Here is a 19901-nt window from a genome sequence, read left to right as displayed (position 1 = left end):
TCTCACCAGAGCGTACACTTGAATCCGGCGTCAACATCGAGTCTGCTGGGATTGTCCCGAAAATGATGTTGATCGGAAGGATGAGGAGCGCACCGTGCTCGACGACGAATCGCGAATTGCCGCCTTACCGGTGGCTCCGCCCGCGCTGCTCCGGGATCGACCGACCACCGAGCGGGGGACACGCACGCGTGCGGCATTGGTTGCTGCTGCCCGTAAGGTTTTCGAGCGCAGTGGCTATCTCGATGCACGTTTGATCGACATCGCAAAAGAAGCCGGTTGCGCGACGGGATCGTTCTACACGTACTTCGCGAACAAGGAAGAGGTGTTCGCCGCCGTCCTCGAGGTCGCGCGAGACGACATGATGCACCCGGGCATGGGACGCGTTGCGAGCGCGGACGATCCGTACGCCGTGCTCGAGGCAAGTAATCGAGCGTATCTGGCCGCGTATCAACGCAATGCGAAGTTGATGGGGCTCATGGAGCAGGTTGCTCACATCGACCCGGAGTTCCGGAAGTTCCGCAGCGAGCGTGCCAATGCGTTCATACGCCGTAATGCCCGCGGGATCGCAGATCTGCAGTCCCGCGGCATCGCGGACACGGCGCTGGATCCGATGACGGCGTCGATTGCTCTGTCCGGCATGGTGAGTCGACTCGCCTACAGTCTGTTCACCCTTCGTGAGGGTGAGGTGGACGGGCGTTCACCGGAGTTCGATCAGATTGTCGCCACTGTGACCGATCTGTGGGCGAACGCTCTGAAGTTCCCCGACCGTCTCTGACGAGGTGGGCCGCCCCGGCTGCATCGATGTTCGAGCGGCCGGGCGTCCCAGTCTCGGTTCAGCTCTTTTCGGTTCAGCTCTTTTCGACGACGCGAGCGACGGATTCGGCGACCACGACGGGCTTGTCGGAACCCTCGCGCTCGACCACCTGGCTCATCTTCACTTGGATTCCGCCGGGCAACTGCTCCGCGGACACGACGGTTGCGCGCATCCGGACCCGGGATCCCACGGGAACGGGAGCGGGGAAGCGAACCTTGTCGTAGCCGTAATTGAGGCTGTGGGCGAAGCCGTCGAAGTGGATGAGTTGGTAGGAGAACTGGGGTCCCAGCGAGAGGCTGAAGAGTCCGTGCGCGATCGTGCTGCCGAGCGGGCTCGATGCGGCTCGTTCCGGGTCGACATGAATCCACTGATGATCGTTTGTGGCTTCGGCGAACGCGTTGATGCGCTCCTGGGTGATGTCGTACCACTCCGTCGGGCCAAGTTCCTGGCCGATGAGCTTCTCGAGCTCGGCGAAGGTGGACGGGCGGACGGGCAATTGGTTTTCAGTCATCGTTATCCCTTTACTCGCAGTTCAGGAGGACGGAACGGGCCGTTCGGGTGACCGTCGCGATTCGACGGTTGAAACTGACGCCGGATTCAACTATACATGAGGGGAGACGTGGATCACTGTCAGCGCGTAGGTATGACGCAAGCGAGAGGAATCGCTCATGAAGGTTGCCCAGAAGGTAGCAATTGTCACCGGTGGCGGCGGGGGAATCGGCGGTGCACTGGCCGAGCGACTGGCTGCCGAGGGTGCTCGCGTCGTAGTGGCTGACCTGGACGGGGCAGCAGCTTCGGCAGTAGCAGAGGCGATCAACGCGGAGCGTCCCGGAGCGGCCGTGTCTGCCGGTGGCGACGTCTCCGACGAGACGGTCATTGCGGGCCTGATCGCGCAGGCGGAAAAGGAATTCGGCCCGGTCGACCTCTACTTCGCCAATGCCGGCGTCACCGGTGGCATGGGCCTCGACATCAGTGAAGACGTCTGGGACACGACGATCGACGTCAACGTTCGCGCCCACATTCGCGCTGCCAGGCTCCTCGTCCCCGGCTGGACGGAGCGCGGGGAGGGCTACTTCATCAGCACGGCCTCTGCGGCCGGCTTGCTCAGTCAGGTCGGGTCCGCCGCGTACTCGGTGACCAAACATGCCGCGGTCGCGTTTGCCGAGTGGCTCTCGATCACCTACGGAGATCAGGGTGTTCGCGTCAGTTGCCTGTGCCCGATGGGCGTCAACACCAAGCTTCTCTACGAAGGTGAGAACTCCGGCGATCCGGTCGGCAAGGCCGCAACCGGAGCCGTGCTTGCGGCAGGCAATGTTCTCGAGCCTGCCGAATGCGCCGAAATCGTTCTTGCGGCAGTGGATGCCGAAGAATTTCTCATCCTTCCGCACAAGAACGTGCTGGACATGTACCGGCAGAAGGGCGCCGACTACGACCGTTGGCTGCGCGGGATGCGCCGGTACCAGGCGTCGCTCCTCGCGGGAACACGATGACCGAGGAACTCGTCCTCTCCGAGCAGAGAGGAGCGGTGCTGGTTCTGACATTCAATCGGCCCCGCGTTCTCAACGCGTGGACCAACGAGCTCGAAGATCAGTACTACGACTTTCTGGCCATGGCAGACGAAGATCCCAGTGTCCGAGCAATTGTTGTCACCGGCTCCGGCCGAGGATTCTGCTCGGGGGCTGACCTCGGCAATTTGAAGAACGTCGGCGAAGTCTCCGAAAGTGATCTTGTCCGGCCGCGAGACCGTCATTTCCCGACCACCATCCGCAAGCCGCTGATCGCCGCCGTCAACGGCGTCGCTGCCGGGCTCGGAATGGTCGAGGCTCTGTACTGCGACGTTCGTTTCGGTTCGAGCGCAACACGATTCACTACCGCGTTCGCGCGTCGCGGCCTGATTGCGGAGTACGGCATCTCCTGGATGTTGCCCCGCTTGGTCGGGCACAGTCGAGCAGTCGATCTTCTGCTTTCCAGCCGGATGGTGGATGCCGACGAGGCGTACCGTATCGGTTTGATCGACCACCTGGTCAGCGGCGGTGACGTTCTGGATGCGGCGATTGCTTACGCCGAGGACATCGCGGCGAACTGCTCGCCGACGTCCCTCTCCGTCATCAAATCTCAGATGAGTGCCGACGCGCACTCGACCTTCACCGATTCCGCCAGGCGTGCGGAATCGCTGATGCTGAACGCATTTCACGGCCCGGATGTCGTCGAGGGTGTCAACAGCCATCTCGAACATCGAGCCCCCAATTTTCCTTCCCTCTCTGTCAGGAGTTCACATGTCAGTGTTTGAGTTCTCGGATCGCACCAAGAAGTACCAGGCCGAACTGCTCGATTTCATGGACAAGCACGTTTACCCGGCCGAAGCGGTCTACGAAGAGCAGATGCGTGAGTCCGGTAACCCGCACTTTCAGCCGCCGATCATCGACGACTTGAAGAAGGAAGCCAAGGCCCGCGGGCTGTGGAACCTCTTCCATCCCCATCCCGAATGGGGCCCCGGCCTGACCAACCTGGAATACGCACCGCTCGCGGAGATCATGGGCCGCAGCCACCTGGCCTCCGAGGCCACCAACTGCGCCGCTCCGGACACGGGAAACATGGAGGTGCTCACGCTCTTCGGCACCGACGAGCACAAGGAGAAGTACCTCAAGCCGCTTCTCGAAGGCGAAATTCGTTCCGCTTTCGCGATGACCGAGCCCGAGGTTGCCAGCTCCGACGCCACCAACATCCAGCTCCGTATGGACCGTGACGGCGACGAGTACGTGCTGAACGGCCGTAAGTGGTTCGCTTCCAACGCCTTGCACCAGAACTGCAAGGTTCTGATCGTCATGGGTAAGACCGACTTCAATGCCGCCACCCACCGTCAGCAGTCGATGATGGTCGTGCCGATCGATGCTCCCGGCGTCACGATCCTGCGCAACCTGCCGGTTTTCGGCTACCAGGACCGCGAAGGACACGGCGAGATCACTTTCGAGGACGTGCGCGTCCCGGCCAAGGACATTCTCGCCGGTGAGGGTGAAGGATTCGCGATCAGCCAGGCCCGCCTCGGCCCCGGCCGCATCCACCACTGCATGCGTGCAATCGGAATGGCCGAGCGCGCACTGGAACTGATGTGCAAGCGCGCATCCACCCGCATCACCTTCGGAAAGCCCGTCAGTGACAACGCGAATATCCAGGACTGGATCGCCGAGGCTCGTATCGACATCGAGATGGTTCGACTCCTCACACTCAAGGCCGCACACATGATGGACACGGTGGGCAACAAGGAAGCGCGCACCGAGATCGCAGCCATCAAGGTTGCGGCACCGAACATCGCGCTCAAGATCATCGACCGCGCCATCCAGGTTCACGGCGGTGGCGGCGTCACCGACGACTTCCCGCTCGCGATGGCTTACGCCCACATGCGCACCCTTCGCCTGGCCGACGGCCCGGACGAGGTGCACAAGCGCGCCATCGCCAAGCAGGAACTGCGCAAGTACCGCGAAGTCAAGGCGAACTGACATGGCAGGACTGGATCTCACTGGTAAGACGGCAATCGTCACAGGCGCATCGCGGGGCATCGGCCTCGCGACCGCGCAGGCGATTGCGGCGGCGGGCGGAAACGTCGTACTGACTTCGCGCTCACAGGAATCCGCAGATGCGGCTGCCGCGCAGGTGAACGGCAACGCGATCGGCGTCGGCGCTCACGCGACGGACGAGGATGCTGCACGCAAGTGCGTCGAGCAGACGATCGAGCGTTTCGGCAGTCTCGACATCTTGGTGAACAACGCGGGCACCAACCCGTCGTTCGGGCCGATCATCAACCAGGATCACTCGCGCTTCGCCAAGACTTTCGACGTCAACGTGTGGGCTCCAGTCCTGTGGACCGGCCTCGCAGCGCGGGCCTGGATGGGCGAGCACGGTGGTTCCGTGGTCAACACCGCTTCGATCGGCGGCATGGCGTTCGAGGCGGGAATCGGTACGTACAACGCGTCGAAGGCTGCTCTGATCCACATCACCAAGCAGTTGGCGCTCGAGTTGTCACCGAAGATTCGTGTCAACGCCGTTGCGCCGGGAGTGGTGAGAACCAAACTCGCCGAAGCTCTGTGGAAAGAACACGAAGAAGCGGTGTCCGCGTCGACTGCTCTCGGACGCATCGGTGAACCCGAGGACGTGGCCGCTGCCATTGCCTTCCTGGTTTCGGATGCAGCCCAGTGGATCACCGGCGAGATCATGACCATCGACGGTGGCCAGTTGTTGGGTGACGCACTCCCGTTCCGGCAGGGAGCGTCCGTCGGTGGCTAGCGTCGGAGTAGTGGGACTCGATACCGAAGCGGTCACCGGGTGGATCGCAGGCCTGGGGATCGACTTTTCCGGGCCGTTGTCCTTCGATCGAATCGGCTTGGGGCAGTCGAATCTCACGTACCTGGTTCGCGATCAGGACGGCAATCGCTGGGTGCTACGACGCCCACCGCTGGGGCATCTGCTGGCCTCGGCTCACGACGTGGCGCGTGAGGCTCGAATCCTGAGCGCTCTCGAATCCACCGACGTGCCTTCGCCGCGAGTATTCGGGTTGACCGAGGATCCTGCCGTCACCGAAGTTCCGCTGCTCCTCATGGAATTCGTGGACGGCGAAGTGGTGGACCGAATGCCTCTTGCGGAGGCGTTGTCGGAAGATCGTCGCCGGGCAATCGGAATCTCGCTCGCTCAGACGCTGGCGAAGATACACGCCGTCGACCTCGAGCAGGCCGGTCTCGACGACCTGGCAAGCCACAAGCCCTACGCTGCACGGCAGTTGAAGCGTTGGGGAGGTCAATGGGAACAGTCGAAGACGCGGGAATGCCCTGATCTCGACGATCTCACCCGACGCCTGATTGCAGCCCAGCCGGATCACACTGAAACCACGTTGGTGCACGGCGACTTTCACCTACGCAATGTGATCACCTCGGCGAGCAACGGCGAAGTTGTCGCGGCCCTCGACTGGGAACTGTGCACACTCGGTGATCCGTTGGCGGACGTCGGAAGCTTGTTGGCGTACTGGCCGGCGGCTGGTGAGAATACCGGCGGCGATTTCCCGGCGTCGGCACTCCCGGGATTCCCCTCGCGAGAGGAGATCTCCCGGATCTATCTCGAGGCCACCGGACGGGATCCTGCTGCGCTGAAGTTCTGGCACACGTTGGGACTGTGGAAGATTGCCGTGATCGCCGAGGGCGTGATGCGTCGCGCCCGCGACGAACCGCAGAATGCCGCCGAGAGCGGAACTCCCACCGTGGAACGTATTGACGCCTTGGTCGCCAAAGCCAGGGAAATTGCAGATCAGGCCGGGATCTGACGAGATCGTCCGGTGTCCGTCGAATCACGAAAGTATGGAGGGCCAGTGAGCCAGGAACGTAGAACCGCAATTGTCACGGGTGCAGCACGCGGAATCGGTGCGGCAGTAGCGAAGCGACTGTCGGAAGACGGTTTTGCCGTCGCCGTGCTCGACCTCGACGAAGCGGCGTGTGCCGGAACCGTCGACGCGATCAAGGCCGCAGGCGGACAGGCGCTGGCCGTCGGCGCTGACGTCTCCGACGAGGCTTCGGTCGCCGCAGCGGTGGATCGTGTGGCCGCAGACCTGGGTGCACCTACCGTGCTGATCAACAATGCCGGTATCACTCGCGACAACCTTCTGTTCAAGATGAGCGTTGCCGAGTGGGATTCGGTGATGAACGTCCACCTGCGCGGAGCGTTCCTCATGTCGCGTGCGGTGCAGAAGTACATGGTGGAAGCGAAGTTCGGCCGCATCGTGAACCTCTCGAGCACGTCGGCTCTCGGTAATCGTGGACAGGTCAACTACTCCGCTGCGAAGGCCGGAATGCAGGGCTTCACCAAGACATTGGCCTTCGAGCTGGGCAAGTTCGGCGTGACCGCGAACGCTATTGCCCCCGGATTCATCGAAACCGAGATGACCGCCGCAACGGCCGAGCGCATGGGCGTCGGCTTCGAGGACTTCAAGACCGCTGCCGCTTCGCAGATTCCGGTCAATCGCGTCGGACAGCCCGAGGACATCGCGCACACCGCGTCGTTCTTTGTCAGCGAAGGCGCAGGCTTTGTTTCCGGTCAGGTCGTCTACGTCGCCGGTGGACCGAAGGACTGACCGTCCGCTCACCGCTCGAACCGAAGGAATGGGCATGGCTTTCGACGAAGAGGCAGTATCGCGTGATCTCACCGAGAAGGTGAACACGCTTCTCGCGGAGAACGATCCGAACAGCGTGTCGGTATCGGACTTCCTCGGCGCACGATTCGACGCCGGACTGGCGTGGGTTCATTTCCCCGAAGGTCATGGGGGACTCGGTGTACCGCAGAGCTTTCAGCGTCAGGTGAACGCTCAGCTGGAGGCCGCCGGTGCACCGGGCCCGGCCACCGGCAAGAACGGGATCGGACTGGGCATGGCGGCACCGACCATCGCTGCCTTCGGCACCGAGGAGCAGAAGCAGAAGTTCCTGCGCCCGTTGTGGACTGCGGAGACGGTCTACTGCCAGCTGTTCAGTGAACCGGGCGCAGGGTCGGACCTCGCGGCCGTCGCTACCCGCGCCGTCCGCGACGGCGACGACTGGATAGTCAACGGGCAGAAGGTATGGACGTCGGGCGCGCAGAATGCGCAGCTGGCGATTCTCGTGGCCAGGACCGATCCGTCACGTTCCAAGCACGCGGGTCTGAGCTACTTCATCTGCGACATGACCGATCCGGGCGTCGATGTCCGGCCGCTGCGTCAGATCACCGGCGAGGCCGAATTCAACGAGGTATTCCTCACGGACGTCAGGATTCCGGACGCCAATCGCCTCGGAGCCGAAGGCCAGGGGTGGAAGGTTGCGACCACCACCCTGAACAACGAGCGTGTTGCCATCGGTTCGGGCGCACCGCGTGAGGGCGGCATGATCGGAAAGGTCGCTCAGGCCTGGCGTGACGAGCCCGAGCTGCGTAACCCGGCGATGCACGACGAGTTGATGCGACTCTGGACCGAATCCGAAGTTGCGCGTCTGACCGGGGAGCGACTGCGCCAGCAGCTCGCCGCCGGCCAGCCCGGCCCCGAAGGCTCGGGAATGAAGCTCGCGTTTGCCGGTTTGGCCCAGCAGATTTCTGGATTCGACCTCGAACTGCACGGCGAAGCCGGTCTGCGCTACGACGACTGGACACTGCGTCGACCGGATTCCGTCGACTTCACCGGGCGTGAACCCGGATACCGGTACCTGCGAGCCAAGGGCAATTCGATCGAGGGCGGAACGTCGGAGATCCTGCGCAACGTCATCGCAGAACGTGTACTCGGGTTGCCGCCCGAGCATCGCGTCGACAAGGACATCGCCTGGAAGGACCTACCCCGATGAGCGCCGATCTGCTGTACTCCGAGACCGAACAAGATCTGCGAGCCAGCGTCAGACGACTGCTGAGCGAGCGGGCCGGCGCCGACACCGTGGTCACGGCGTACGACGACGTGTCCGCCGACTTCACCGGGCTGTGGAAGTCGCTGGCGTCGGAACTCGGTTTGGCGGGACTGCTGGTACCCGAGGAACTGGGCGGGGCAGGTGCGTCGACGCGTGAGGCGGCGGTCGTGATGGAGGAGATCGGACGTGCGGTCGCTCCCGTTCCGTTCTTCACCAGCGCGGTGCTGGCGACGACGGCGTTGCTGAAGGCCGGCGAGACCGAGGTGCTCGGTCAATTGGCAGCGGGGGATTCGACGGCTGCTCTGGTCGTCCCGTTGTCCACTGCATCAGGAACTTTCACACCTACTGTCAAGGCAACGGCGAGTGGACTCGTCGGCAGCGTCACGACGGTTGCCGGCGTCGCCGAGTCCGATGTTCTTGTTGTTCCGGTTGCCGGTGAGAGCGGCCTGGAGCTGCATACCGTTCGGATCGCCGACGCCACCGTCACGCCGGTTCTGTCCCTGGACATGACGCGCCGATTGGCGGACGTCGAGTTCTCGGGTTCGTCGTCGGTCCGTGTCGACAGCGGCAATGCGGCGCAAGCGGTTGAGGAAGCGTTGCTCTGCGGAAGCGCACTTCTGGCGTCCGAACAGTTCGCTGTAGCTCAGTGGTGCCTCGAAACGACTCTCGCGTATGTGAAGGAGCGCAAGCAGTTCGGCCGGGCGATCGGTTCGTACCAGGCGATCAAGCACCGCCTCGCCGATCTCTGGCTCGAAGTCAGCTCTTCGGGCGCGGCAGCACGCTATGCGGCGGACACCTATGCACGCGGCGACGCCGATGCGGCGATCGCAGCGACGGTGGCCCAGGCATTCTGCAGCGGCGTCGCGGTTCATGCTGCGGAGGAGTGCGTCCAACTTCATGGTGGTATCGGAATGACGTGGGAGTATCCGGCGCACCTGTACCTCAAACGGGCGAAGAGCGATCAGCTGTCGCTGGGAACCGCGTATCAGCATCGGGCACGCCTCGCCGAGTTGGTCGACCTCCCGATCTCGTCCTGAAACTCACCCACTATCTGTCTGGAGAATTGCTGTGAAGGCTTGGCGCGTCAACGAACTCGGTCAACCCCGCGATGTGCTCGCGTTGGAGGAGACCGCGGATCCCACCCCGAATGCGACGGAGATGTTGGTCAAGGTGCTGGCGGCTCCGGCCAACTTCCCCGACGTCCTCATGTGCCGCGGTGAGTACCAGATCAAGCCGCCGCTGCCCTTCACACCCGGTGTCGAACTGTGTGGTGAAGTGGTCTCGGTCGGTGAATCGGTGACCAAATTCGCAGTGGGGGACCGGGTGATCGGTAATCCGAGTCTGCCGTCCGGCGGATTCGCCGAGTACTCGGTACTGGATCAGAACAACACGTTCCCGGCGCCGTCGGCTCTCGACGACGCGGAAGCATCCGCTCTGAGCATCGGCTATCAGACAGCGTGGTTCGCTCTGCATCGCCGCACCCAACTGCTCGAGGGTGAGACGTTGTTGGTCCACGCTGCTGCGGGTGGTGTCGGTAGTGCGGCAGTGCAACTCGGCAAGGCGGCAGGCGCCAAGGTGATCGGTGTCGTCGGCGGCCCGGACAAGGCCGAGTACGCGCGCAAGCTCGGCGCCGACCTCGTCGTAGACCGTCACAGTGAGGACTTCGTGGCAGCGGTCAAGGAGTTCACCGGCGGCAAGGGCGCCGACGTGGTCTTCGATCCGGTCGGCGGCGACGCATACGCGAAGTCCACCAAGTGCATCGCCTTCGAGGGACGGATCGTCATCATCGGCTTCGCCGGTGGCACGATCCCGCAGCCGGCACTCAATCACGCTCTCATCAAGAACTATTCGATCATCGGACTGCACTGGGGGCTGTACAAGGCCTACAACCAGCAGGCCATCGACGACTGCCACGTCGAGCTCACCAGGCTCGCCGATGCCGGCTTGGTCAAACCACTGATCAGTGAGCGGCTGTCGTTGACGGACGTTGCCGACGGTATCGGTCGCCTCGGCGACGGCACCACGGTCGGTCGCGTCGTGTTCCAGCCCTGATTCTTGCTGTGCGCCTTTATTAACCCCCGGCGGTTAATAAAGGCGCACAGCACTTCGTGTTCGACGAAAGGATTCCCCGATGAGGCAAGCTGTCATCGTTTCCACCGCCCGTACCCCGATCGGTAAGGCGTACCGCGGCGCGTTCAACAACACTCAGGCTCAAGAGCTTGCTGCACATGCCATTTGGAATGCAGTTCAGCGCGCGGGCCTCGAGGGCGGCGAGGTCGAGGACGTCATCCTCGGCGCCGCGCTGCAGCAGGGCTCTTCCGGCGGCAACGTCGCACGGCAAGCGGTGCTGCGGGCCGGGCTTCCGGATTCGGTTTCCGGAATGACGATCGACCGTCAGTGCTCGTCCGGTCTCATGGCCATCGCAACCGCAGCCAAGCAGATCGTGGACGACGGAATGCAGATCGCGGTCGGCGGCGGAGTCGAATCGATCTCGTTGGTCCAGAACGATCACATGAACAACTTCCGCGCGGCTGATCCGTGGCTGAAGGAAAACAAGCCGTCGATCTACATGCCGATGCTGCATACGGCCGAGATCGTCGCCGAGCGCTACGGAGTCACCCGCGAGCAGCAGGACGAGTTCGCGCTCGTTTCCCAGCAGCGGACCGCAACGGCCCAGGACGCAGGTCGGTTCGATCTCGAGATCGTCCCGCTGCCCTCGACCAAGCAGGTGCAGGACAAGGAGACGGGTGAGATCCGCAGCGAGTCCGTGACGCTGACCCGCGACGAAGGCAACCGCGCTTCCACCACGTTGGAAGGGCTGTCGAGTCTGCGACCGGTTCTGGCCGACGGGACTGTCAGTGCTCATTCGTCCATCACTGCGGGCAACTCGTCTCAGCTCTCCGACGGCGCTTCGGCGTCGGTGCTGATGGAGGCAGGCGAGGCGCAACGCCGCGGGTTGGCTCCTCTCGGTATCTACCGTGGCATGGCTGTCGCGGGTTGCGCTCCCGACGAGATGGGCATCGGACCGGTGTTCGCGATTCCGCGTCTGCTGGATCTTCACGGCCTGAAGGTCGACGACATCGATCTCTGGGAACTCAACGAGGCCTTCGCCTCTCAGGCCCTGTACTGCCGCGACAAGCTCGGGATCGATCCCGAGAAGTACAACGTCGACGGCGGCGGTATCTCCGTCGGCCATCCGTACGGAATGACGGGCGCTCGTCTGGTCGGCCATGCTCTTCTTGAAGGAAAACGGCGCGGAGCCAAGCTCGTGGTGGTGACCATGTGCATCGGCGGCGGTATGGGCGCTGCCGGGCTTTTCGAGGTCGCATGAGCTTGATCGAGGGACTGTTCGACGTCAGTGGCAAGACCGTTGTGGTCACCGGTGGATCACGCGGCATCGGATACATGATCGCTCGCGGGTTTGTCGAAGGCGGAGCGACGGTCGTCATTTCGGCCCGAAAAGCCGAAGCCTGTGACGAAGCCGCGCGAGAGCTTTCGGAGTTCGGCACCTGCATCTCGCATCCGGCCGATCTGTCCACGGACGAGGGGATCGAGAGCCTCGCTGCGAAGGTCGCCGAGATTTCGCCGACGCTCGACGTACTGGTCAACAACGCCGGTGCCACGTGGGGAGCTCCCGTCGACGATTTTCCGGCCGCAGGCTTCGACAAGATTTTCGACATCAATGTCAAGGCAATCTTCCTCCTGACGCAGAAGCTGTTGCCGCAGTTGCGGTCTGCAGCCACGGCGGAAGATCCCGCGCGCGTGATCAATATCGGATCGATCGACGGACTCGTGGTGTCGGGTTCGGAGAACTTCTCGTACGGAGCCAGTAAGGCTGCGGTACACATGTTGACGCGCAAGCTCGCGGCAACGCTTGCGGGGGAACAGATCACGGTCAATGCCATTGCGCCGGGCCCGTTCCCGTCGAAGATGATGGCATTCCTCCTCGCGGACGAGCAGAGTGCAAAGGCTGTGGCGGACTCGGTCCCGTTGGGCAGGGTCGGAACTCCCCAGGATGCTGCAGGTCTTGCCATCTTCCTGGCTTCACGTGCCGGGGCTTATCTGACCGGCGCGGTGATTCCACTCGACGGCGGTGCGAGCGGAGCGCGCTGACCTACTGACTGATCTTCTCTGTCCGAAAAGGCCTGAAAGTCTGAACTACTATGACTTTCAGGCCTTTTCGCGTCTTTGTCGGATTGGGTTATCTGTGACTGCAGTTGCTAGATTGTCCGAGGTTCGGGGGGAACGACGACGACAACACCAACAATCCCGGCCATGGGGGAGTCATGTTTCGCGCGGGGAGATCGTTGGGGGTGTTCGGGGTAGTTGCTGCTCTGGCAGCTGCTGCCGTCACGGCGGTGGCTTCGCCGGCGATGGCTGCGCCGGGCTGCGTCGGAGTCAGTGGCGTCGGTAGTAGCGGTGGTCCGGCCAATGCGGCGCCGTGGCTCAACGGCAACACCGGAGGGTTGCCAGATCTATCCGGTCGTACTACCGCGATCGAAAAGGTCACCGGCACATACAGTCCCAACAAGACAGTTGATCGCTTCAATGTCCTGGGTACCGACCTGGGCATCATGTGGGACAACGGTGCGGGGCAGATTCTGACCGCTTTCGGCGATACCACCGGGCTCAGTCGTAACCCCGGCTGCGACGGTTTGGTGGGCGAGTGGCGAAGCAATGTACTCTTCCGCAGCTCGGATCGGGTACTGGCCGACGGTATGCGCATCGACAGCGCGCCCATGGACGGCACAGCTCAGGCGCGTGAGATCATTTCCGGTCTGAAGATTCCGGGCGTCGAGGCCTCCAGCATCCCCACGAGCGGCATCGCAGTGAACGGTGTGCAGTATCTGAGCTACATGTCGGTGCGCAACTGGGGCGAGGCCGGGCAGTGGAGTACAAACTACTCACAGATTGCTACCTCCTCGGACAACGGCGAGACGTGGACCACTCGTCCGGAAACTCTGCGCCCCAACATCGGTGGGGTTCTTCCCGCGGGTGTCGCCCCCGTCGCCGGTAGCGAGAACTTCCAGATGAGCTCGATGGTGAAGGACGGCGGGTTCGTCTACAACTACGGAACCCCCGCGGGACGATCCGGCGAGGTTCGACTTTCTCGCGTGCCCGAGGGGGCGATCCTCGATCTTTCCGCCTACGAGTACTGGAACGGAAACGGCTGGATCCTTGCCGATCCCGCTGCGGCCGTACCCGTCATGGACGGCCGCATCGGTGAGGTCTCCGTTCAGTACAACGAGTTCCTCGGCAAGTTCGTGGCGATGTACGCCGACGCGTTCAGTTCGATCGTGATGCGAACCGCTCCCAGTCCGGTCGGTCCGTGGACGGCACCGGAGACACTGGTCAATCTGGTCGAGGTTCCCGGTATCTACGCCGCATACATCCACCCGTGGTCCAGTGGTTCGGATCTGTACTTCCTTGCCACCACGTGGGCCGACTACAACGTCATGTTGATGCGTACGACGCTCGTTCGCTGATCCGACTCACGCTTGCGTTTGCTGGAGGTACACGATCTCTTCGGTGATCGGCGCGTCGTCATCGGCTTCGGTCGGCGGTTCTTGTCGGCGGCGCCACCAGATGGTGAACAGGACGGCTCCGATCACCAAGGCAGCCAGAGCGATTACCGCCACCCAGAATTTCGGGCCGTAGTATCCGACAAGGACCATGCGCATGGCGTTGCGCGCCCACGTGAGTGGCATCAGGGCGTGCAGCCACTGCAGAACCGTCGGCATCTGTTCGATGGGGTACACCGCGCCGAAGGCGAAGATCTGAATCATCAAGGCGCCCAAAGCGATGAAGGTTCCGTTGACGGCTCCGAACACAACGGTGAAGAGCCTGCCCGAGCTGACCGCGGCGGCACCCACCAGGATCATCACTGCGATCATCGCCAGGACACTAGGTGGTTCGACGTTTGCCACGGTCAGTGACACCACCGACAACACGAGCGCCGCGACCAAGGTGACCAGGGCGGGAATGCGGTAGCGGCGCAGCCCCTCACGCACCACGCTGGTGTGCGAGTTCAGTGAACGTCCGCGTCGTGGACGGACGACGAACCACGTGAGAATTCCGCACAGGAACAGTGCCACCGAGATCACGGCAGGGACGGCTCCCGGTCCGAAACCGGCTGCGGGATAGTTGTTCCGCGCGTCGACGGCAACCGGGGACGAGAGCAGATTGGCCGTGGTGGCGCGCTCGTCGTCCGAGAACTGCGGCACCTGGGCGGCACCGTCGGACAAACCGGTGGCGAGTTCCGCGCTACCCGCGTCGAGCTCGCCGACGCCGGCCGATAGCTGCCCGAGACCGTCACGGAGCGCAATACTTCCAGTGTCCAACTGCCCCAGCCCGGTGGAGAGTTCCTGTGCACCGGTAGCGAGTTGGCCTGCACCGTCGGACAGTTGGCCCAGGCCGGTGTTGAGTTCACCTGCACCGACCGCGGCGGCAAGGAGCCCACCACGGTAGTCGCTGCTCGGATCGGTGAGTTGGCGCGAGATCTCCCGCGCGCCGTCGCGAAGCTGGCCGAGCTGACCGATCACGTCGTCGTCCGACGGTTGTGCAGTCAGGGAAGCCCGCAGTCCAGCCAGGGCTTCGACGAGTCCGGCGGAGACCGGATCGGCCGAGTTTCGAAGCATCGACGTGAGGGCGTCGATCTGACCGACGACGGCGTCCGAGGACCCCGCGAGGTCGAGTACCGGGGTGGTGACCATGTCGACCACTTCGCTGATCTGTCGGGCGCCTGCGCCGAGTTCGTCGGTTCCCCCGACCAACTGGTTGAGTCCGCTGCTCAGCTCGCCCGAGCCTGCAGCAGCTTCGCCAGCTCCGGCAGCCAGCTCGCCGGCTCCGGCGGCCAGCTCCTTGCCGCCCTGATTTGCTTCGCCCATGCCGGTGGCGAGTTCCTTGCTTCCAGCGTAGAGCTCGTTGGTTCCGGCAAGCGCTTCGGAGGATCCGTCGGACAGCTGTTGCGCTCCTGCTGCTGCTTCACCGAATCCTGTTCCGAGTTCACCCAACCCGACCAGCACCTGGTCGATGGACTGCTCGCCGATCGACTCGGAGACCGCCGAGCGCACTTGAGCGATGATGCTTTCACCGACCGGGCCGGCGACCAGACTGTTGTAGTCGTTGTACAAGACGTCGAGTTCGGCCTTGCGGCCCGAACCTGATGCGGCACTGGCCACATCCGCGCTGAAAGTTTTCGGAATGACGACCGAGAAGTAATAGGTGCCGTCGTTGACGCCGTCGGCGGCTTCCTGTTCCGAGACGACCTTCCATGCAACGTCTCCGCTCTCGACGAGCGCGGCAACAACTTCATCGCCGGCTTGCAGACGTGTTCCGTCGAGTTCTGTGCCCGCATCGGCGTTGACGATGGCGACGGGCAAGCGGTTGACCGTGTCGCCCGGATCCCACAGTGCCCACATGTAGAACGCCGCAATCGACAGCGGTGCGATGACGAGGACAGCGAGAACTGTCCGGATGATGTGCGTGCGTCGCGTCGTGGCCGCGTTGTCGACTACGGGTTGTGGCGCCATGTGGAGCTCTCTTCTCGTGGACCGAAGCAGGTGTGGCACGAAAGGAAGCCACCAAAACTGCTGGACATACGTCCAGCTCGGTCACGATACAAAGCAAACGGCCATCCTGTGACCGTTTTCGAAGAATTGGGCGTTATCGGCCGCCGTGCTCTGCCTCGATCTTTGCCCACTCCCACCCTCGGAAGTTGGCCAGACGAAGCTCCTCTGCTTCGTCGAAGGTGTACCACTCGGTGCTCGGCGCATCAGGGAGAGTGCCGCGCAAGTATTCGCCCAGGTAGTGAAGTGGGCCTTCCCAGCCGGTTCCGACGCCGTAGCAGCCGGTGTCCGGGTCGTTACGGAAGACATCGGCGACGGAGGCGTGCTCCAACTCGAGCCAGGTGGCGTCGGGGCCGTCGGCAGTCAGCCGGATCTCGACCTGATCGCTGTATCCACGATCGCCGGGCGGTGTCCACTGCAGTCGCAGCAGGTGTGGGGCGTCGCAGGCCAGGATCTCGCCACTTGCCTGGCCTTCGAAGGCGTAAGAGCCGCCCACCTGGAAGTCTCCGCTCACCGGAAGGAAGAAACGGTTGATGCGGTCAGGGGTCGTGATGGCATCCCAGACGTCGTCGACCGACGCGTTGTAGCGGCGCTTGAGTACGGCAGTTCGAGCCGAACCTTCTGCGATGTCGCGGTTACCCATGCTCCGCTCCACCGCGGTGAGGCTGGTGTCCTGGTTCGCGATCTCGGTCATTGTGAGTCTCCTTCGTCGGAAGAATTCGATTGTGAAGATCTGCTCCGCTTCGAGTCGCGTCGTTTCCCGCGTGCGAGTTCTGTGGCCAATGCGTCGAGAGGGCCGCTCCAGAACTGCCGGAATCCGTCGAGCCATTGGTCCACTTCTTGCAATGGCGCGGGCTCGACGGCATAGAGACGCCTGGTGCCTTCGCTGCGGACGGTGGCGAATCCGTTTTCTCGGAGTACTCGCAGGTGTCCGGACGCGGTCGGTTGCGAGATTCCGAACTCCGCTGCCACGACTTCGGCGATCTGACCCGCCGAGCGCTCGCCGCCGGACAGGAGTTCCATGATTCGTCGCCGCACTGGGTCTCCGAGAACGTCGAATGCATGCACCAGTCATTTATATCGGCAATGGCCAATATAGGCAAGCGCCGAAACTTGTACCCGGACTCGGTCAGTCCGAGAGCGCGAACTCGTCGGCGTCGAAAAGTTCGCCGATCAGCCCGCCGAGATGGCGTCGATGTTCGGCTGACAGCGTCGCTGCCGCCTCGGCATCGTGGTCTGCGCACAGCTTGATCAGTCTGTTGTGATGATCGACGGAGTCCTGGCTCCCGAGGAGGCTCGAGAACTTGCGGTAGTAGATGCGGTGAATTTGTGGGTGAACCTGATGAATCAGCTTCTTCAACAGCGGATTCGCCGCAGCATCGATGATGACGCTGTGTAGGCGATCGTCAGCGGTCAGGGCTCGGCCTATGTCGTTTCGCTTGACGGCGGCAGCGAAGTCCTTGTTGGCCGAACGCATCGCCCCGATCATCTCGTCGGTGAGATTCGGTACAGCGGTGACGACGGCCAGTTGGTCGAGAGCTTCGATGACTGCGAGTGTTGCCTCGACGTCGCCGCGGTCGAGGGTGGTGATGCGCGTGTACGCACCGGGTTTCGCTTCCACGAGTCCGGTGTCGACCAGCCTTGCGAGCGCTTCGCGGACCGGAGTTCTGCTCAGTCCCAGATACTCGGCGAGTTCGCTGTCCTTGATCTTCGAGCCCGGCGCCAGTTCACCGGTGACGATCGCTTCGCGAATGCGTTCGAGAGCGATGTCGCTCATTCGTGCTCGCTCAACCGGTTTACCGCCACGCAACATACTGGATAGCGTACTCTGCAGCCTCCCTGCTGCAGGTCAGCCCGAAACGACCATCGAAGGGTGTCTCCGGGCATCCGCAACCCGCCGGAGCAGAGCGCGGGCGAGAATTGTTGCCGGATCGATGATCTGACAGGTTGTGGCGTCGGCGGGCAGTCCGAGCGGAATCTCGGTGCATCCGGCCACGACGACCTGCGCGCCCGATTCGACGAGAAGATCAGCGGCCCTGACGAGCTTGTCGGTGGTCTCGTCTCCGACGTTGCCGCTCTTGATTGCTCGGATCGCCGGCATCACCAGTTCGTCCTGGATCGCAGGTCCGGGCACCAGGACGTCAATCGAGTGTTCCGACAGCCATTGTTGATACAACCCGGTGCGGACCGTCCCCGTGGTGGCCAATAGTCCGACGGATGTGACGGCGGGTGAGAGCGTCCGGATGTGCCGAGCGACTTCGTCGATCATGTGGACGACGGGAAGTCCCAGTTGGGACGAGATGGCGGGCAGGAAGGCGTGGGCGGTATTGCATGGGATGGCGAGCGTCGTCGCGCCCGACTCTCGGAGAACGCGCGCACCGCGGATCAGCCACGGAGTGGGGTCAGGGCCGTTCTCGGTGAGTGCCAATGTCCGGTCGGGAACGGTGGGATCGGCCCAGATGACAACTTTGGGGTGCTCCTGATCCGTCGAACCTGGTGTCAGCGCAACGAGTTTGGAGTAGAAGTCGGCAGTAGCGGCGGGCCCCATGCCTCCGAGTATTCCGATGACGGGGTCGCTCATGGACGCCGGAGAGCTGGCGCTCTGCCGTATTCGTGGCACCTTCATGTTGCAATCCAACCTTTCGCATCCAATATATTGGATACTCGTAATGTTGACTACAGTGAAGGAGGTCGGAGGTAGTTGTCAAGTAAGGCGCAGTGCTCCCGGAATTGCGAAGTTCGAGAACTCAGCCGATCAGCAGGGGTTCGGTTCGCCGATCTTCACGGCCGAGAGCACGGCTTCGATTTCCCCGAAAGGACTTCCGGCAGAGGGTGTCTGATCGACGACAATCCAGTTGGAATCGACCAGTTGGCGTCGACCCGCGCCGGTTGCGTCAGCACTTCTGGAGAAGAAGACTCCGGCCGACTGAATGGTGTCCTGTGCGTCTTGAAGATTCATGCACACGACGTTGGGCATGACCGCGGGAGCTGCAGCGGGCGTCACTTCCGCGGCGACTGGGGTCGTGGCCAGTGGAGAATTCGTCGTACCGGTCACCGAGGTGGTCAATGGAGCCTGAGTCGTCGTGGGTTGAGTTGTCGAGGTTGCAGTGGAGGTCGCGGTGGATGTTGATTCGGCCTCGCTGTCGGTGCTTGTTCCTGAGCACGCGGCAAGTGACGCCAAGGCGAATGCGCTGAGTCCGATGCGAACGGCAGTTGAGGGCGGGCGAATCGATGTCGAAAAGAGGTGTGGTGCGCGCACAGACGTTCCTTGTCGGTAAAGGGGCGATGAAAGCGGAGATTCGAGCGCAGAGCACATCCGACGCCGTCGATGTGCCTTATGTCGAATAGAACCATAGGCTTTCGGCACCGGATTCGAGAGGAATTGCCTACATGCATTTTCTGGAACTACGACACGCGCAGTGTGAACCCCCAGCGGCGTATTCGCCTGTCCTGGAGAGCTACGGAGACGTGCAGACTGTTCTTCTGGGCACCGACCCGCTTCCGGCACATCGACGGTTCGACGCCGTGATCGTGATGGGCGGGCCGATGGGCGTCGGCGATCAGGGCGAGGTCGAGTGGTTGGCATCCGAGATCGAATACATTCGCGATCTGGTCGAGAGCGACGTCCCGGTGTGGGGAGTGTGTCTGGGTTCGCAGTTGCTCGCCGCGGCGCTGGGTGCTCGCGTCTACACGGGCGCTGTGCCTGAAGTCGGAGTTGAGGAGATCACCTTGACTGTCGAGGGCCGGCAAGATCCCGTGTGGGGAGATCTGCCCTCCACATTTCCTGCAATGCAATGGCATTCGGATACCTTCGACATTCCGAACGGCGCGGTGCGGCTCGCTGGTTCAGCCAAGTATCCGAATCAACTCTTCCGATACAAGCAGAGTTACGCCGTTCAGTTTCACCTCGAAGCGTCCTCCGCGGTGGCGCGCGAGTGGATGGAACTGGCCGAGTACCGCGATTCGCTGCATGCTTCGCTGGGAGCGGACGGTCCGCGCATCTTCATGCAGCAGTTGAGTGCAGCCGAGTCGCAGGGGCTCGAGATTGCCGCAGCCGTGATGGAGAAATGGTTGAAATCCATCTCCACCGAATAAGCCCGTTTTGTCCTGATTGACCGATTT

The 19901-nt window shown here is 62.7% G+C and carries 21 protein-coding genes; 14 read left to right on the top strand and 7 right to left on the bottom strand.

Annotated elements, in window-relative coordinates:
* The first annotated feature begins 94 nt into the window (after positions 1–94).
* Positions 95–775, top strand: coding sequence for a TetR/AcrR family transcriptional regulator (locus RHP72_RS26505; protein ID WP_054187502.1), 681 nt, complete (start codon positions 95–97; stop codon positions 773–775).
* Positions 776–848: 73 nt separating this feature from the next.
* Here RHP72_RS26505 and RHP72_RS26500 read toward each other — a convergent pair whose 3' ends face one another.
* Positions 849–1325, bottom strand: coding sequence for a MaoC family dehydratase (locus RHP72_RS26500; protein WP_003942878.1), 477 nt, complete (start codon positions 1323–1325; stop codon positions 849–851).
* Positions 1326–1482: 157 nt separating this feature from the next.
* Here RHP72_RS26500 and RHP72_RS26495 point away from each other — a divergent pair, with 157 nt between their 5' ends.
* From RHP72_RS26495 to RHP72_RS26440, 12 genes are all read left to right on the top strand, one after another.
* The gene (locus RHP72_RS26495) at positions 1483–2304 is read left to right on the top strand and encodes an SDR family oxidoreductase (protein WP_003942864.1); all 822 of its coding nucleotides are present in this window, start codon (positions 1483–1485) and stop codon (positions 2302–2304) included.
* Positions 2301–3104 (top strand): enoyl-CoA hydratase-related protein, encoded by an 804-nt coding sequence (locus RHP72_RS26490; protein WP_047269420.1) that lies wholly within the window; start codon positions 2301–2303, stop codon positions 3102–3104. The genes RHP72_RS26495 and RHP72_RS26490 overlap by 4 nt, the downstream gene beginning before the upstream one ends.
* On the top strand, positions 3091–4311 hold the full coding sequence (locus RHP72_RS26485) for an acyl-CoA dehydrogenase family protein (RefSeq protein WP_019745701.1): 1221 nt from the start codon (positions 3091–3093) through the stop codon (positions 4309–4311). Before RHP72_RS26490 ends, RHP72_RS26485 begins: the two co-directional genes overlap by 14 nt.
* Before the next feature lies 1 nt (position 4312).
* Positions 4313–5095, top strand: coding sequence for an SDR family oxidoreductase (locus RHP72_RS26480; protein WP_007730827.1), 783 nt, complete (start codon positions 4313–4315; stop codon positions 5093–5095).
* A complete protein-coding gene (locus tag RHP72_RS26475; RefSeq protein WP_039973187.1) occupies positions 5088–6122 on the top strand; it encodes a phosphotransferase family protein in 1035 nt (344 codons plus the stop codon). Before RHP72_RS26480 ends, RHP72_RS26475 begins: the two co-directional genes overlap by 8 nt.
* Before the next feature lie 45 nt (positions 6123–6167).
* Complete coding sequence (gene fabG, locus RHP72_RS26470) at positions 6168–6926, top strand: 3-oxoacyl-ACP reductase FabG (protein WP_042446291.1); 759 nt, start codon at positions 6168–6170, stop codon at positions 6924–6926.
* 34 nt (positions 6927–6960) lie between these two features.
* Positions 6961–8154: an acyl-CoA dehydrogenase family protein gene (locus tag RHP72_RS26465; RefSeq protein WP_003943047.1), complete on the top strand. Its 1194-nt coding sequence runs from the start codon at positions 6961–6963 to the stop codon at positions 8152–8154.
* A complete protein-coding gene (locus tag RHP72_RS26460; protein WP_054187499.1) occupies positions 8151–9248 on the top strand; it encodes an acyl-CoA dehydrogenase family protein in 1098 nt (365 codons plus the stop codon). The genes RHP72_RS26465 and RHP72_RS26460 overlap by 4 nt, the downstream gene beginning before the upstream one ends.
* A gap of 31 nt (positions 9249–9279) precedes the next feature.
* On the top strand, positions 9280–10263 hold the full coding sequence (locus RHP72_RS26455) for an NADPH:quinone oxidoreductase family protein (RefSeq protein WP_003943088.1): 984 nt from the start codon (positions 9280–9282) through the stop codon (positions 10261–10263).
* Positions 10264–10342: 79 nt separating this feature from the next.
* A complete protein-coding gene (locus tag RHP72_RS26450) occupies positions 10343–11542 on the top strand; it encodes an acetyl-CoA C-acyltransferase (RefSeq protein WP_311094018.1) in 1200 nt (399 codons plus the stop codon).
* Entirely contained in the window at positions 11539–12324 is a 786-nt protein-coding gene (locus RHP72_RS26445) for a RhlG family 3-oxoacyl-ACP reductase (RefSeq protein WP_161120568.1), read from the top strand. Before RHP72_RS26450 ends, RHP72_RS26445 begins: the two co-directional genes overlap by 4 nt.
* A gap of 173 nt (positions 12325–12497) precedes the next feature.
* Entirely contained in the window at positions 12498–13697 is a 1200-nt protein-coding gene (locus RHP72_RS26440) for a DUF4185 domain-containing protein (RefSeq protein ID WP_311094017.1), read from the top strand.
* Between the two features lie 6 nt (positions 13698–13703).
* Here RHP72_RS26440 and RHP72_RS26435 read toward each other — a convergent pair whose 3' ends face one another.
* From RHP72_RS26435 to RHP72_RS26410, 6 genes are all read right to left on the bottom strand, one after another.
* Positions 13704–15743, bottom strand: coding sequence for a YhgE/Pip domain-containing protein (locus RHP72_RS26435; RefSeq protein WP_311094016.1), 2040 nt, complete (start codon positions 15741–15743; stop codon positions 13704–13706).
* Between the two features lie 133 nt (positions 15744–15876).
* The gene (locus RHP72_RS26430) at positions 15877–16473 is read right to left on the bottom strand and encodes an SRPBCC domain-containing protein (RefSeq protein WP_047269425.1); all 597 of its coding nucleotides are present in this window, start codon (positions 16471–16473) and stop codon (positions 15877–15879) included.
* Entirely contained in the window at positions 16470–16847 is a 378-nt protein-coding gene (locus RHP72_RS26425) for a helix-turn-helix transcriptional regulator (protein WP_054187497.1), read from the bottom strand. The genes RHP72_RS26430 and RHP72_RS26425 overlap by 4 nt, the downstream gene beginning before the upstream one ends.
* Before the next feature lie 61 nt (positions 16848–16908).
* Positions 16909–17592: a GntR family transcriptional regulator gene (locus RHP72_RS26420; RefSeq protein WP_003942830.1), complete on the bottom strand. Its 684-nt coding sequence runs from the start codon at positions 17590–17592 to the stop codon at positions 16909–16911.
* A 36-nt stretch (positions 17593–17628) separates the two neighbouring features.
* Positions 17629–18405 carry an aspartate/glutamate racemase family protein gene (locus tag RHP72_RS26415; protein ID WP_223304559.1) on the bottom strand — a complete coding sequence of 259 codons (777 nt, stop codon included), beginning with the start codon at positions 18403–18405 and terminating at the stop codon, positions 17629–17631.
* A 129-nt stretch (positions 18406–18534) separates the two neighbouring features.
* Positions 18535–19038 (bottom strand): PASTA domain-containing protein, encoded by a 504-nt coding sequence (locus RHP72_RS26410; protein WP_311094015.1) that lies wholly within the window; start codon positions 19036–19038, stop codon positions 18535–18537.
* 209 nt (positions 19039–19247) lie between these two features.
* Between RHP72_RS26410 and RHP72_RS26405 the strand changes: the two genes are divergently transcribed.
* Positions 19248–19874, top strand: a complete 627-nt coding sequence (locus RHP72_RS26405) for a type 1 glutamine amidotransferase (RefSeq protein WP_007730853.1) — start codon at positions 19248–19250, stop codon at positions 19872–19874.
* The last annotated feature ends 27 nt before the right edge of the window (positions 19875–19901 follow it).

It is taken from the genome of Rhodococcus sp. SG20037 (assembly GCF_031763325.1).
Classification (GTDB): domain Bacteria; phylum Actinomycetota; class Actinomycetes; order Mycobacteriales; family Mycobacteriaceae; genus Rhodococcus_F; species Rhodococcus_F qingshengii.
The sequence above is the reverse complement of the archived record's forward strand: the minus strand, read 5'-3'. Positions and strand labels throughout refer to the sequence as shown.

Bases quoted from the DNA above. Each gene is read 5' to 3' on its own strand.
- RHP72_RS26420 (WP_003942830.1), bottom strand. From the start codon at position 17,592: ATGTTGCGTGGCGGTAAACCGGTTGAGCGAGCACGAATGAGCGACATC.
- RHP72_RS26450 (WP_311094018.1), top strand. From the start codon at position 10,343: ATGAGGCAAGCTGTCATCGTTTCCACCGCCCGTACCCCGATCGGTAAG.
- RHP72_RS26495 (WP_003942864.1), top strand. From the start codon at position 1,483: ATGAAGGTTGCCCAGAAGGTAGCAATTGTCACCGGTGGCGGCGGGGGA.
- RHP72_RS26490 (WP_047269420.1), top strand. From the start codon at position 2,301: ATGACCGAGGAACTCGTCCTCTCCGAGCAGAGAGGAGCGGTGCTGGTT.
- RHP72_RS26430 (WP_047269425.1), bottom strand. From the start codon at position 16,473: ATGACCGAGATCGCGAACCAGGACACCAGCCTCACCGCGGTGGAGCGG.
- RHP72_RS26460 (WP_054187499.1), top strand. From the start codon at position 8,151: ATGAGCGCCGATCTGCTGTACTCCGAGACCGAACAAGATCTGCGAGCC.
- RHP72_RS26500 (WP_003942878.1), bottom strand. From the start codon at position 1,325: ATGACTGAAAACCAATTGCCCGTCCGCCCGTCCACCTTCGCCGAGCTC.
- RHP72_RS26440 (WP_311094017.1), top strand. From the start codon at position 12,498: ATGTTTCGCGCGGGGAGATCGTTGGGGGTGTTCGGGGTAGTTGCTGCT.
- RHP72_RS26445 (WP_161120568.1), top strand. From the start codon at position 11,539: ATGAGCTTGATCGAGGGACTGTTCGACGTCAGTGGCAAGACCGTTGTG.
- RHP72_RS26485 (WP_019745701.1), top strand. From the start codon at position 3,091: ATGTCAGTGTTTGAGTTCTCGGATCGCACCAAGAAGTACCAGGCCGAA.
- RHP72_RS26480 (WP_007730827.1), top strand. From the start codon at position 4,313: ATGGCAGGACTGGATCTCACTGGTAAGACGGCAATCGTCACAGGCGCA.
- RHP72_RS26415 (WP_223304559.1), bottom strand. From the start codon at position 18,405: ATGAAGGTGCCACGAATACGGCAGAGCGCCAGCTCTCCGGCGTCCATG.
- RHP72_RS26465 (WP_003943047.1), top strand. From the start codon at position 6,961: ATGGCTTTCGACGAAGAGGCAGTATCGCGTGATCTCACCGAGAAGGTG.
- RHP72_RS26435 (WP_311094016.1), bottom strand. From the start codon at position 15,743: ATGGCGCCACAACCCGTAGTCGACAACGCGGCCACGACGCGACGCACG.